At 65.8% G+C, this 13,848-nt stretch carries 11 protein-coding genes; 4 read left to right on the top strand and 7 right to left on the bottom strand.

Features of this window, described 5'->3' with window-relative positions:
• Positions 1-144: 144 nt before the first annotated feature.
• Positions 145-936, top strand: a complete 792-nt coding sequence (locus BXU08_RS07040) for an IclR family transcriptional regulator (RefSeq protein WP_077509412.1) — start codon at positions 145-147, stop codon at positions 934-936.
• Between the two features lie 283 nt (positions 937-1,219).
• Here BXU08_RS07040 and BXU08_RS07045 read toward each other — a convergent pair whose 3' ends face one another.
• Genes BXU08_RS07045 through BXU08_RS07055 form a run of 3 tightly spaced genes read right to left on the bottom strand, consistent with a single transcriptional unit; the run spans position 1,220 to position 3,323 of the window.
• The gene (locus tag BXU08_RS07045; RefSeq protein ID WP_077509413.1) at positions 1,220-1,951 is read right to left on the bottom strand and encodes an SDR family oxidoreductase; all 732 of its coding nucleotides are present in this window, start codon (positions 1,949-1,951) and stop codon (positions 1,220-1,222) included.
• Entirely contained in the window at positions 1,948-2,991 is a 1,044-nt protein-coding gene (locus tag BXU08_RS07050; protein ID WP_077509414.1) for an aldo/keto reductase, read from the bottom strand. Before BXU08_RS07050 ends, BXU08_RS07045 begins: the two co-directional genes overlap by 4 nt.
• Positions 2,988-3,323 (bottom strand): L-rhamnose mutarotase, encoded by a 336-nt coding sequence (locus tag BXU08_RS07055; protein WP_077509415.1) that lies wholly within the window; start codon positions 3,321-3,323, stop codon positions 2,988-2,990. The genes BXU08_RS07050 and BXU08_RS07055 overlap by 4 nt, the downstream gene beginning before the upstream one ends.
• 221 nt (positions 3,324-3,544) lie before the next feature.
• Here BXU08_RS07055 and BXU08_RS07060 point away from each other — a divergent pair, with 221 nt between their 5' ends.
• Genes BXU08_RS07060 through BXU08_RS07070 form a run of 3 tightly spaced genes read left to right on the top strand, consistent with a single transcriptional unit; the run spans position 3,545 to position 6,871 of the window.
• Complete coding sequence (locus BXU08_RS07060; RefSeq protein ID WP_077509416.1) at positions 3,545-4,849, top strand: L-fuconate dehydratase; 1,305 nt, start codon at positions 3,545-3,547, stop codon at positions 4,847-4,849.
• Positions 4,850-4,857: 8 nt separating this feature from the next.
• Positions 4,858-6,456 (top strand): DUF5597 domain-containing protein, encoded by a 1,599-nt coding sequence (locus tag BXU08_RS07065; RefSeq protein ID WP_077509417.1) that lies wholly within the window; start codon positions 4,858-4,860, stop codon positions 6,454-6,456.
• 19 nt (positions 6,457-6,475) lie between these two features.
• Complete coding sequence (locus BXU08_RS07070) at positions 6,476-6,871, top strand: EthD family reductase (RefSeq protein ID WP_216352908.1); 396 nt, start codon at positions 6,476-6,478, stop codon at positions 6,869-6,871.
• A gap of 16 nt (positions 6,872-6,887) precedes the next feature.
• Here BXU08_RS07070 and BXU08_RS07075 read toward each other — a convergent pair whose 3' ends face one another.
• The 4 genes from BXU08_RS07075 to BXU08_RS07090 form a co-directional block, all read right to left on the bottom strand.
• Positions 6,888-7,511 (bottom strand): hypothetical protein, encoded by a 624-nt coding sequence (locus BXU08_RS07075; RefSeq protein WP_077509419.1) that lies wholly within the window; start codon positions 7,509-7,511, stop codon positions 6,888-6,890.
• Positions 7,508-9,046: a tryptophan halogenase family protein gene (locus BXU08_RS07080; RefSeq protein WP_150125451.1), complete on the bottom strand. Its 1,539-nt coding sequence runs from the start codon at positions 9,044-9,046 to the stop codon at positions 7,508-7,510. Before BXU08_RS07080 ends, BXU08_RS07075 begins: the two co-directional genes overlap by 4 nt.
• On the bottom strand, positions 9,043-10,554 hold the full coding sequence (locus BXU08_RS07085; RefSeq protein ID WP_077509420.1) for a tryptophan halogenase family protein: 1,512 nt from the start codon (positions 10,552-10,554) through the stop codon (positions 9,043-9,045). Before BXU08_RS07085 ends, BXU08_RS07080 begins: the two co-directional genes overlap by 4 nt.
• Before the next feature lie 81 nt (positions 10,555-10,635).
• Entirely contained in the window at positions 10,636-13,650 is a 3,015-nt protein-coding gene (locus tag BXU08_RS07090) for a TonB-dependent receptor (protein ID WP_077509421.1), read from the bottom strand.
• Positions 13,651-13,848 lie beyond the last annotated feature (198 nt).

Genomic DNA, 13,848 nt, shown 5'->3' on the forward strand with positions numbered 1-13,848 from the left:
CGCGGCTCTCTGCGGAGCTTGCGCATATAAAAACATTCTTCACATGCGAATGCAATGCTGTGCCACTATCGCCTGCGTGCCCATCTTCATTCCGGGGCCGGCAACAGATACACGGTGCGGAGAAGAACGCCATGAGGGGGTGCCGTGAAGAAGGCCGCTGACGACAAGAGCGAGATCGATTCGCGCTACCGGGCACCTGCGCTCGAAAAGGGGCTCGACATTCTCGAGCTGCTGGCGAGCGAGGCGCGGCCGATGACGCTTACGGCGATCGTCAACCGGCTGGCGCGCTCGCATGGCGAACTGTTCCGCATGGTCCAGGTGCTCGAATTCCGCGGCTATATCGAGCAGGACGCTTCGAACGAAGGGTATCGCCTCACCGACCGGCTGTTCTCGCTGGGCATGCAGCAGCCGCGCACGCGCAATTTGATCGAGGCAGCGCTGCCGGTGATGCGCCAGCTCGCGTCGAGCGTCGGGCAGTCGTGCCACCTCGCACTGCACACCCAGGGCGAGATGGTGGTGGTGGCACGGATGGAATCGAGCGAGCAGCTCGGCTTCTCGGTGCGCGTCGGCTATCGCCGGCCGCTGGTGCAGGCGGCGTCGGGGCTGGTGCTCTACGCCTTCCAGCCCGAGGATGTCCGGCGGCGCTGGGAAAGCCTGCTCGCCCCCCAGCTTTCGGACGCCGAACTCGCCGAATTCCGCGCGCATGCCGACGAGATTCGCGAGCGCCAGGTCGAGATGACGCCGAGCAAGTTCGTCGCGGGCGTGACCGACATCTCGGCGCCGGTGATGCGCGGCGGGATGGCGGCGGCGGCGCTGACCGTGCCGTATCTCAAGAAGCTCCAGCCTTCGATTTCGCCCAAGGAGACTGGGGATCTGGTCCGGCTGGCGGCGACGCAGATTTCCGAGCAGTTGGTCGAAGGCGACAGCCGGATCTAGCGCCGGAACGCAGGCGCCCGCTTTCGCTCCAGTTGCGGAAGCTCATTAATTTGGATTGCCAGCGGGAATCGCCGCTCCTCCTAAGCAGTCGCCATTCCCCACCTGTCACCCCGGCCTTGTGCCGGGGTCCACCAAGCAGTGGGCGAGAAGCAAGAGGTGAGAGGCGCCCGCGTGCCGCACAGTGGACCCCGGCACAGGGCCGGGGTGACGATGAAGTGGGCACGCAGAAGGCGAGCGGCAGCTAACCACCACTCCAGCCATCCGCGATACGTGCATCCAGGACCTAAACCGTCCAGCCGCCGTCGATGACGTGGATCTGGCCGGTGGTGAAGGCGGAGTCGTCCGAGCCGAGATAGAGCGCCAATGCGGCGATCTCGTCCGCCTTGCCGAGCCGGCCCATCGGCTGGCGGGCGTTGAACGCGCGCAACGCGTTGTCGTAGTCGCCGGTGGCGCGCAGGCGCTCGTGGAGCGCGGGGGTATCGACGGTGCCGGGGCAGATCGCGTTGCAGCGGATGCCCTGCGCGACGTAGTCCGCGGCGACGGCCTTGGTGAGGCCGATCACCGCGGCCTTGGAGGCGCCATAGGCGAAGCGATTGGGCACGCCGGTGATCGTGCTGGCGACCGACGCCATGTTGACGATCGAGCTGCCCCCATTGGCCAGCATCTTCGGCAGCGCGGCGCGGATAAGGCGGTACATCGCGGTTACGTTGAGGTCGAACGAGGCCTGCCAGTCCTGCTCGCTGCAATCGAGGATCGTGCCCGCGGCGACCATGCCGGCGCAATTGAAGAGGATGTCGAGCGGCGGCGCCTCGGCGATCAGCGCCTCGACTGCCTGCGCGTCGCAGATATCGACGCGCCGCGGCACGCAGCCGTTCAGCATGGCGAGTGCCTCGGCGTCGCGATCTACTGCCCAGACCTGCGCGCCTTCGAGGAGGAAGCGTTCGGCGGTGGCGCGGCCGATGCCGTGCGCCGCACCGGTGATCATCGCCGTCTTGCCCGCGAGCCGTCCCGTCATGCCGTACGAACCTCTTGAGAGTTGAACCGGGTCGGGACCGGCGCATCGGCGCGCAACAGTCCTTCGAGCTTGAGTTCGGCCCAGAGCTGGGCGGGGATCGGCGCGGTGTAGCGCGCGATCGTATCGGCGACCTCGGCGGCGCTCGCCAGCCCGGGCACGACACTGGCGACCGCGGGATGCGCGAGCACGAACTGGAGCGCGGCGGCGCCCAGCGCGACTTGGTGCCGCGCGCAGACCGCTTCGAGGCGGCGCGCCTTGTCGATCACCGGCGCGGGCGCGGCCGCATAGTCATACCGCGCGTCGGCGTCTGGCCCCTGCCCCGCCAATATCCCGCTATTGTATGGACCGCCGATCACGATCCCCGTGCCCGAGGCTTCGCAGCGCGGCAGCAGCGCGTCGAGCGCGCCTTGTTCGAGCAAGGTGTAGCGCCCGGCGAGGAGGATAAGGTCGAGCGGACCGCGGTCCAGCAGCTCGAGCGCGACTTCGCATTCGTTGACCCCGATGCCGAACGCAGCGATTGCGCCCTGATCGCGCAGCCGGGCGAGTGCGCGAAGGCCGCCGCCTTCGACCAGTTGCGCCAGCATCGCCGGATGGCGATCGCCATGAGTCAGCCGGCCGATATCGTGGACCAGCAGGATATCGACCCGATCGACGCCGAGCCGAGTGAGACTCGCCTCGTGCGCGCGGAGCACGCCTTCATAGGAATAGTCGTAGACCGGCGCATAGGGTTCGGACGAGCGGAAGCCGTGGCGTTCCTCGGGCAGCGCGGCGTCGGCGACCGGTTCGAGCAGGCGGCCGACTTTGGTCGAGACGATCGCGTGTTCGCCGCGCAGCCCGACGCCGAGCCGCGCCTCGGCAAGGCCAAAACCGTAATAGGGCGCCGTGTCGGCGAAGCGCATGCCCGCGGCGAGCGCGGCGGCGATCGTGGCCGCGGCATCGGCATCGGATACCGCCCGAAACAGGTTGCCCAGCGGCGCCGTGCCGAAGCCGAGTTCCGGCAAGTGCAGGCTCGTGTTTCCCAACCGACGCGACGCGATCATTCGCCGGCTCCGAAAGTGAAGATGCGCTGCATCGGCACCCATTTCTCGTCCGGGCCGGCATGGGGAAGCGCACGCTGGAAGCGCCACATCAACGCCTCCCATTCGTCGATCTCGGGCGGGGTTTCGACGGCGCGGGGATAATCGTCCGCCACCTCGGCGATCATCACCATGCGATCGCCGGTGCGCCAGATTTCCATCGCCTCGACGCCCTGCGCGCGCAGAAACGCCAGCACCGCCGGCCAGACCGCATTGGGGGCATGCCGCGCCTCATACTCGGCAATCAGCGCGGCATCATCGACCAAATCGAGCGCGAAACATTGCCGCCGTACCATTGCCCCTCCCCTTGCCTGCGGTTCACCGCTCGCTTGGCGCCACTTATCACAACAGGAAACTTGCGCCACACGCAATTCCCACCTATGAAAATCATAATCATCTGCAAACATGCAGTGCAAGGTCCGGACGATTGGACCGTGCGGGAGGGGGCAGCGGGATCGATGGCTGAGAAGGCGCGTGCGAAAAGCCGAAATGCGGGTCGGGAGGCCGCTGACGCCGCGTGACGATCATCCGTACTTTGCGCGTGCTCGACGTCCGCTTCCCGACGTCGCAACTGCTCGACGGCTCGGACGCGATGAACCCGGACCCCGATTATTCGGCAGCCTATTGCGTGCTGGAAACCGACGAACCGGGATTGGAAGGCCATGGGCTGACCTTCACGATCGGACGCGGCAACGATATCGTCTGCGCGGCGATTGAGGCGCTGGCGCCGCTGGTCGAAGGGCTCGATCTCGACTGGATCCGCGACGACGGCGCGCGTTTCTGGCGGCACGTAACCGGGGACAGCCAGCTGCGCTGGATCGGGCCGGAAAAAGGGGTGATCCACCTCGCCACCGGCGCCGTGGTCAATGCCGTGTGGGACCTGCTGGCCAAGGCAGCGGACAAGCCGTTGTGGCAGCTGATCGGCGAGATGTCGCCCGCCGAGCTGATCGGGCTGATCGACTTTCGCTATATCACCGATTGCATCACGCCCGAAGAGGGTCTCGCACTGCTGGAGACGCGCGCGGCGGGCAAGGCCGAGCGCTTCGCGACGCTACGCGCCGACGGCTATCCGGCCTACACCACGTCGGCGGGGTGGCTCGGCTATTCGGATGCCAAGCTCGAACGGCTGTGCCGCGAGGCGGTGGCGCAGGGCTTCGAGCATGTGAAATTGAAGGTAGGGCGCTCGGTGGACGACGATATCCGTCGCGCGACGATCGCCCGCGAAGTGCTCGGCCCCGAGCGGAAACTGATGATCGACGCCAACCAGGTCTGGGAAGTCGATCAGGCGATCCGCCATCTTCATGCGCTCGCCTTTGCCGACCCGTGGTTCATCGAGGAGCCGACCAGCCCCGACGATGTCGAGGGGCATCGCGCGATCCGCGAGGCGGTCCGCCCGCTGCGTGTCGCGACCGGCGAGATGTGCCAGAACCGGGTGGTCTTCAAACAGTTCATCATGCGCGGCGCGATCGATGTGGTGCAGATCGACGCGTGTCGGCTGGGCGGAGTCAACGAAGTGCTAGCCGTGCTGCTGATGGCGGCGAAATACGATCTGCCGGTGTGCCCGCATGCCGGTGGCGTGGGCCTGTGCGAGTATGTCCAGCATCTCGCGATGATCGACTATCTCGCCTTTGCGGGCACGATGGACGGGCGCGTGATCGAATATGTCGACCATCTCCACGAGCATTTCATCGAGCCATGCCTAGTGGAGCGCGGCGCCTATCGCGCGCCGACCGCGCCGGGCTTTTCGATCGAGATGAAGGCATCGAGCCTCGCGACTTTCGGCTATCGCAAGCAGATGTTGGCGGCGGACGCAGCCGAATAGGAGGATATATGAAGCGAGTGGTCGGGTTGCTGGCAGCGCTGCTGCTCGCCCTCCCCGCGGCGGCGCAGGACGTGCCGAGCATCGTCTCGAAGGGCGGGCGGCATGCGCTGATCGTCGATGGCGCGCCGTTCCTGATGCTCGCCGCCCAGGTCAACAATTCGAGCAACTATCCCGCCGCCTTGCCCAAGGTGTGGCCGGTGATCGACCAGCTTCAGGCCAACACGCTCCAGGTGCCGATCGCGTGGGAGCAGATCGAGCCGGTGGAAGGCAGGTTCGACTTCTCGTTCGTCGATACGCTGCTGGCGCAGGCACGCGAGCATGACGTGCGGCTGGTGCTGTTGTGGTTCGCGACATGGAAGAACACCGGGACGGCCTATGCGCCGGGCTGGGTGAAGAAGGACAACAAGCGCTTTCCGCGGATGATCGGCCGCGAGGGCAAGGCGCATTATGCCTTCACCCCGCTGGCGAAATCGACGCTGGAGGCGGACAAGAAGGCGTTCGTCGCCCTGATGCGGCGCCTGCGCGAGACCGATCCGCAGAACACCGTGATCATGATGCAGGTGCAGAATGAGCCGGGCACCTATAGCAGCGCGCGCGATCATTCGGCGGCGGCGGACACGCTGTTCGCGGGCCCGGTGCCGGCGGCTTTGTTGAAACAGACCGGGAAGCGGCCGGGAAGTTGGGCGCAGGTCTATGGCCGCGATGCCGAGCTGTTCTTCCACAGCTGGCATGTCGCCAGCTACATCGATGCGATCGCCGCGGCGGGCAAGGCAGTCAAGCCGCTGCCGATGTACGCCAATGCCGCGCTGACGGGCAGCCCGTTCGGCTGGCAGGATCCCAACACCTATGCCAGCGGCGGCCCGGCGCACACGGTGATCGACGTGTACAAGGCCGCGGCGCCGCATCTCGAGCTGGTCGGGCCCGACATCTACAATCCCGATCACAAGGCATATCTAGGCTTTCTCGACGCCTATGCGCGGGCGGACAATGCGCTGTTCGTGCCCGAGACGGGGAATGCGCGGAGCTATGCGCGGTACTTCTTCCCGACGATCGGGCGCGGCGCGATCGGCTGGTCGGTGTTCGGGATGGACGCGAGCGGCTATTCGAACTTCCCGCTGGGCGCGCCGAAGCTCGACGCGGCGACGATCGACTTGTTCGCGCGGAACTACCGGCTGTTCCGGCCGATGCAGCGCGAATGGGCCCGGCTGGCGTTCGAAAGCGAAGTCTGGGGCGTCGCCGAACCAACCGATCCCGAGGCAAAGCACAGCCAGACGCTCGACCTCGGCGCGTACAAGGCAACCGTTACGTTCGGGCGGCACCAGTTCGGGTTTGAAGCCCCCACGGGCAATGCCGAGCCGCTCGGCGGGATGGCGGTCGCGCGGCTGGGGCCGGATGAATTCCTGGTCACTGGCTTCGATGCGCGGATCGAATTCGCGTTGACGAAGCCGGGCAATCATAATCTGATGTTCGACCGCGTCGAGGAAGGCCATTTCGCCGACGGCAAATGGGTGTTCGAGCGAGTGTGGAACGGTGACCAGACCGATTACGGGCTGAACTTCACCGGGCAGCCGCAGGTGCTCAAGGTGAAGCTGGCGACGTGGCCGTGAACTGACAAGGAGCGACGTGATGCTGAACAGGCGCGATTTCGGCCGAGGCATGGCCGCGAGTGTTGGTGCAGTGACGATCCTATCCCCCGAGGCAGCTCTAGGTGCTTCGGCACCGATGGCGAGCCTGAACGTCCTGTACCCGAGCAAGGAGGGCGCGCGCTTCGATCTCGCTTACTATCGCGCCACCCACATCCCGCTGGCGATGAAAGTCATGGGTGCCGCCAATGTCATCCTGATCGAGGGCGTGGCGATGGGCAGTGCCCCACCCGCCTATGTGATGATCGCGCATTTCCAGTTCGCCTCGCCCGAAGCGTTGCGGGCCGGGCTGGCCAATCCGGCAATCGCCGATGTGCGGGCCGACATCGCCAAGTTCACCGACATCAAGCCGACGGTAATGCAGGGAAGATCGGCATAGCGGCCGAGAACGCAGCTTACTCCGGCGCGTCGAACGCGAAGCTGTGTGCCTCCCCGGCCAGCGTCACGGTCACCACCAGGCCGCGTTCGCGTTTGTTGCGGAACTTGATCTTCTCGCTGACCAGCTGGCCCGCGACGACCGCGCCCGGCGCGATCGTGCCGTCCGTGAGGATGCCGGCCCGTAACGCCGCCACCTGCGCCTCGGCGGCGGGATCGGGCTTTGCCTTGCGCTTGCGGCTGCCCTGCGCGACCGCGGTGCCCATGCTGCCGGTATAGCCGCCGACGTCGCGCTGGCCGGCATTATTGGTGCCGATCGCCGGGGCCTCGACCACGCCGGCAACCGCGCCGCGGGTTTCACCGCCTTCCCCGCGGACATCGGCGATCAGCGCGCCGAGCGGGCGGATCGGCACGGGTTCGCCGGCAGCAGTCGCAATCCTCACCGATGCGGGTCCGAACGGCGCCGGGGCTTGAGTGCGGTTCTGCGCAGCGATGCGGAGCACCAGCCGTCCGTGGGACAGCGCAGGATCGGCGCTGACGATTACCGTGCCGGCGGTCTTGGCCGACGTGATGCCCGCCTGGATGTCCTGCGCCGCGGCGGGAACGCTCGCTAGCATCAAGGGGAGGAGAATACGCAGCTTCATAGGGCCTCCTGGAATGCGAGCGGCATCGTCGTGCGCGGGGCGGCGCGGCAATGCCGGTCGATATATTGCTGGTGGCTGGGCATGCGGTCGGCAGTCTGGTCGATCACCTGGCGCATGCCGGCGAGGATCGCGGCGAGTTCCTGCGGCGGGACGGTGTCGGCGAGCGGATCGTGCGCGGCGGGGTGCACCCCCTGCCCCAGCAGCACCGCAAGCCAGCTCGGCGGGTGGAAGAGATCATATTGGCGCTCGATCAGCCGGCCATTGGCACGGAACATCGCCATCTTCTCCGCGAGCGTGTCCGGGATCGGCATGGCTCGGCACTGGCGCCAGAACGGCTCTTCGCGCGCGTTGGCATGGTAGTGGAGGACCAGGAAATCGCGGATCGATTCCATCTCCGCGTCGACGAGGCGGTTATACTCGGTCGCGAGCAGCGGATCGAAATTACGATCGGGGAACCACGATAGCAGCTTGGAGATCCCCGTCTGGATCAAGTGGATGCTGGTCGACTCCAGCGGCTCGAGAAAGCCCGAGGCGAGGCCGAGCGCGACGACGTTGCGGTTCCACGCCTTTCGGCGGCGGCCGGTGGTGAAGCGCAGCATGCGCGGATCGGCTTCGGGAGCGCCGTCGAGGCTGGCGAGCAAATCGGCATGGACCTCGTCATCCGCGATCGCGCCGCTGCAATAGACTTGGCCGTTGCCGGTGCGGTGCTGAAGCGGGATGCGCCATTGCCAGCCGGCCTTGCGGGCGGTGGAGCGGGTGTAGGGCTCGGGGTCGGCGACGCGGGTGCAGGGGACCGCCAACGCGCGGTCGCAGGGCAACCATTGGGTCCAGTCGTCATAGCCGGTGCCCAGCGCTTCGGTGATCAGGCCGCGAAAGCCGGTGCAGTCCAGAAATAGATCGGCTTCGAGGCTGCGGCCGTCGGCGAGAGTAAGGCGCTCGACGAACCCGTTCTCCGGGCGGAGGATCACCTCGGCGATCTTGCCTTCGAGGCGCGCGACGCCCCGGCTCTCCGCCAAGCTGCGGAGATACCGGGCGTAGAGCGCGGCATCGAAATGATAGGCGTAGGACCAGGTCGAGAAGACGCGGGGCGATTGCGGCGTAGGGATCTCGAACTTGCCGCGATAGGCCGCCTGGTGATTGAGCGACCAGGCATCGAGCGGGAGCGAGTTGCCGAGCGCCCGGGCACGCAGCCATTGCTGATGGAAGGGCGCGAAGCCGAAATCGTCGCCGTAGCGGCCGAAGGGGTGGAAGTAGCGCTCGCCTTCACGCAGCCAGCCGACGAATTCGATGCCGAGCTTGAACGTCCCCTGCGTCTCGCGGACGAAGTCGCGCTCGTCGATGCCGAGCAGCTTGTTGAAAAGCTGGATCGTTGGGATCGTCGCCTCGCCGACCCCGACGGTGCCGATCTCGTCGGATTCGACCAGCGTGATGCGGCATTGGTGCGGCTTGAACGCCGCCGAGAGCGCCGCCGCCGCCATCCACCCCGCGGTGCCGCCACCGGCAATCAGGATCGAGCGGATCGGATCGGCGCTCACGCCGCCTCGGCCGGACAGCAGCGCTGGATGAACACTTCGTGCGGGGGCATCGCCTCGGCGGCGCGGACGAGCAGCCGGCGGCGCTGGGCCAGCCCGGCGCGCAGCTTCTCGGAGTCGATCCGGTCGACCAGCGGATCGTAGCGATCGGGCAGGAAGCCATTGCCCGCGAAGATCGCGACCCAGCTCGGTTCCTGATAGGATTCCTCGGCAAGCAACGGCACCCGGCCGGCGGCGCGGAACGTCTCGATCTTGTGCGCGAGCGTGTCGGGCAGTTCCATCGTCCGGCAATAGTCCCAGAGCGGAGCATCCTCGCGGCGCGTGAGGCAGTAATGCAGGATCAGGAAGTCGCGGATCCGCTCGAACTCGCTCGTCGTGACGCGGTTATATTCATCGGCGATGCGCGGGTCCCAGTTGCGATCGGGGAAATAATCGATCAGCCGCGCAATCGCGGTCTGGATCAGCTGGATGCTGGTCGATTCGAGCGGCTCCATGAACCCGCCGGCGAGCCCGATAGCCACGCAATTGCCGTTCCAGAATTTGCGGCGGCGGCCGGTGGTGAAGCGTAGCACGCGCGGATCGGCGAGGAGCTTGCCCTGGACATTGGCGGTGAACAGATCGCGGGCGCGCGCGTCATCGGTGAAGCGCGTCGAATAGACATAGCCGTTGCCCATGCGGTGCTGGAGTGGGATGCGCCATTGCCAGCCGGCTTCGCGCGCGGTGGAGAGCGTGTACGGCGCCGGCGGGCCCACCGGCGCGCTGGGGGCGACGACTGCGCTGTCGCACGGGAGCCAGTGGCGCCAGTCCTCATATCCGGTGCCGAGCGTTTCCTCGATCAGCAGCCCGCGGAAGCCCGAGCAATCGATGAAAAGGTCCGCCGCATGGCGTTGTCCGTCGGCGGTGAGCACCGCGGCGATGCGGCCGGTTTCGCCTTCGAGCTCGGCATTCACCACCCTCCCCTCGACCCGTCGGATGCCGCGCTGCTCGCAATAGGTCCGCAGGAAGCGGGCATACAGGATAGCGTCGAAGTGGAAGGCGTAGCGATAGAACGAGGTCTGGCTCGCCGGATCGGGCGACGGCGGCGCGAAGCGGCCGCGGCGGGCCATCGCCGAGGGCAGGCTGTATTCGTCGATCGGAGTGGAGTCGCCCTCGCCACGCAGCTTGAGCCAGTGATGGTGCGGGGCGATGCCTTCGATCGCGTCGCCATAATCGCCAAAGCCGTGGAAATGGGTGTTGCCGATGCTGCCCCAGTCGCGGAACTCGATGCCGAGCTTGAAGCTGCCCTGCGTCGCCTTGACGAATTCGCGCTCGTCGATGCCGAGCAGGCCGTTGAGATGCTGCATCAGCGGGACGGTCGCCTCACCGACGCCGACGGTGCCGATCTCTTCGGACTCGATCAGGGTGATGCTGCAGCGCTTGGGATCGAGGAAGCGCGAGAGCACGGCCGCGCTGATCCAGCCGGCGGTGCCGCCGCCGACGATGATGATGGATCGGATGACCGTATCGGACATGAACGCCCCGAGGTTAGGCGCGAAGGAAACCGGAAGAAAGAGTGGCGGCGTCCCCGAGGGAACGCCGCCTAGTTTCTGGGATCAGAAACTGGCCCGGATAATACCGGCGATGCGCCTGTCGGTATCCGTCCAGCTGTAGCGCGGATGGAGGACCGCACCTCCGACATCCAGGAACGTGCGCGTGTTGAGCAGATTGGTCGCCTGCACGCCGATCTTGATGTTGTTCGTGACGTTGAAGAGGATCGAGCCGTCGAGCTGGCCATAATCCTCCGACCATACCGGCGCGTTGAGGTTCGCTGCCGAGGTGGTCAGCAGATATTCGGAGCGCCAGTTATAGGCGAGCCGGGCCGAGACGCCGTATTTCTCGTAGATCGCCGCGACGTTGTAGCTCCATTTCGACATGCCCTCGAGCGGCAGCGTGGTGTCGTTGGCGTTGCCGATCTGGTTGGGATCGAGCGTGTTGATCGGCTGGTTGGCGCCGCCGGTGCTGTCGACGTAGGTCAGATTGCCCTGGAAGCCGAACCCGCCCAGCGCGCCGGGCAGCATGTCGAAGAACTGGGTGTAGGCAAGCTCGAAGCCCTTGATCTTGCCCTTCTCGCCATTGACTGCGCGAGTGACGTTGAAGGTCAGTTCCTGGCCGTTGTTGGTATAGGTTTCGTTGGAATTGCCCGAGATGATGTAGTTGCGGATATCCTTGTAAAAGGCCGCGAAGGTGATGCTGTTCGAGCGGCCGAAATAATATTCGGCGCTGAAGTCGAACTGGTCCGACTTGGTCGGCTTCAGGTACGGATTGCCCGCCTGGCCGGTCAGGCCGAGCGGCTGCGGCAGCAGCACCGGCAGGACCGGATCCAGCGTGAAGCTCAACGAGGCATAGGGCCGCAGCTGCGAAAAATTGGGGCGCACCATCGCGCGGCCGGCAGCGAAGCGCAGCTGGAGATCGTCGGTCACCTTGAACCGCAGATTGAGAGTCGGCAGCACGTCGGTATAAATGTTCTGATAGGTCGCGTTCGACAGCCGCCCGCCCGCACCGTTGTTCGAGAACGCCAGCGCGGAAGTAAGCGCCGAACAGGCCGGCGCCGTAGGCGTGAGCGTGCAATTCGACGTGATCGTGCCGACGCTCAGATAGCCGGTGGCCTCATTTTTGGTACGAACGACGCGGACGCCGATGTTGCCGTCGACGATACCGGCGCCGAAGCGCAGCATGCCATAGCCGGCGAGCGTCTTCTCGTTCTGGGTCGCGACGCCGCCGAGGACGTTGTCCGATCCCGGATTGGCGGCATCGAAGCTGTTGTCGGTCAGCGGCGACCAGCCCCAGCCCGCGGTCTGGGTGGAGCGCAGATATTCATATGCCTTGGTGTTGCCGTTGGCGAGCAGGTCTACGGTCGGGAACCAGCCCACGCCCGGTACCGCAACGCTGCCGCGGAAGAAGTCATCATAATTATATTGTTCGGTCTGTTGCGGCAGCCCGGAATTGGCCGGCGATCCGGTCTGGTTGAGATAGACGGGATTCCCGCCCGCCATCCAATACTGCATCGACAACAGGCCCCAATTATAGCCCGTCTGGCGCGTGACCGCCTCGCGATCGGTGGCGCGGACGCCGGCGCGGAACGACTTCAAGAAGCTGTTGTCGTCGAACTTATACTCGACATCGAGCCGTTCGGCCCATTCGCCGGCGGTGTTCTGTTCGAGATGGTCCATCGCCGCGGCCCACCAGTAATTATTCTGGGCGGCGAGCGAGGCGCCGTTCTCGCGCGTGGTCACGCTGGGCGTGTTGCCGCTTAGATTGAAGCTGATGTCCGGGCGACGCGGATCGAAGCCGGGATTGGATAGATCGGAACCGGCGACACCGAATTCGGTGAACGCAGTGAAGCTGACCACGTCCGACGTCGAGTGGATGCGCTGGACGTCGGCGCTGATCGCCCAGCGGTCGCCGGGGGTCCATTTCCAGTTGATCGAATAGTCGCGCGTGACCTTGTGCGATTCACCGTAGCGGGTGTCGAGGTCCATGTTGGCGTTGCGATAGGTGCCGGCCTGGAGCACGCCGTCGCTGTTGACCTGATAGGTGCTGTCGTAATCCGGCAGCTGGTAGACGCCCTCGGCATGCTCGACGTCCTTGGGATCGGCCGAGGAGATGAAGCCTTCGAAGGTGAAGGTCATGTCGGGTTCGGGACGCAGCTGGACCGAGCCGTTGAACGACGTGCGCTTCTGCTCCCAGTCGATCCGGCGCCAGCCGAGCGACGAGGGGACGAGGATGTTCTGGAATGCCGCCGGAGCGCCGCTATTGGCGCGCACCGTATAGGTGCCGAGCTGGATGCTGTCGGTGCGGTTGCCGATATTGTTGATGCTGCCCGAGAGCAGGATACCGACTTCGCCGATGCCGACGTCCCAGCGATTGCTGTAGAGCGCGTTGCCCGACCAATAGCCCTTCTCGCGCATATCGGCATAGTTGTAGTCGCCCGAGATCGCGAGGAGCTGGCCCTCCTGATCGAACGGCTTGCGCGTGCGCAGGTTGACGATGCCGCCCACGCCGCCTTCGACCATCTCGGCCGACGGGTTCTTGTAGACGTCGACGCCGGCGAGGAGATCGGGCGAGACGTCCTCGAAGCTCAGCCCGCGGCCGTTGTTCGCCGAGAAGATGTCGCGGCCATTGGTTTCGGAGCGGACCCAGGAAAGCCCGCGGATAAAGACGCCGCCGCCTTCCGCGGCGAGACGCGCGGGGTCGCGATTCTCGTTGGTGCGCTGCAGGGTGATGCCAGGGATGCGCTGGAGCGCTTCGGAGACAGAGCGGTCGGGCAGCGCGCCGATGTCCTGCGCCGTGATCGAGTCGACGATCTGATCGGCGTTGCGCTTGATGTTGCGCGCGCTGGTGAGCGAGGCGCGAATGCCGGTGACGACGATCGTTTCCTGATCCTGCGTCTCCGCGGCGGGCGCATCGGCCTGGGCCTGGGTCTGGTCCTGCACGGGCGGAACGGCGGGCGGATCATCGGCGGCCAAGGCCGGCGCGATCCAGCCGGTGGCTATCAGCGCCAGCGTGGAAACACCGCGGCGAATCGATAGTGCGCGCGATGCGCCGGGACCGGAACGAACCTCAGTCATCAAACTCCCCCTCCTCATCCGCGGAAAGGCGAGTTCGGCCGCATGCCGTGCCCTCGTCCCTTTGTCCGCACGCTCCCCGCCTCTGATCGGGCAGGGTCGCCGTCATGTTTATTAGCGCTAACAATTTTCACATACAAGTACAGATTGCACTGGTGAGTATTTGATCGTCCTTACGCACGAGGCTCGCAGGACAGGTAT

It is taken from the genome of Sphingomonas sp. LM7 (genome assembly GCF_002002925.1).
In the GTDB taxonomy this organism is placed as follows: domain Bacteria; phylum Pseudomonadota; class Alphaproteobacteria; order Sphingomonadales; family Sphingomonadaceae; genus Sphingomonas.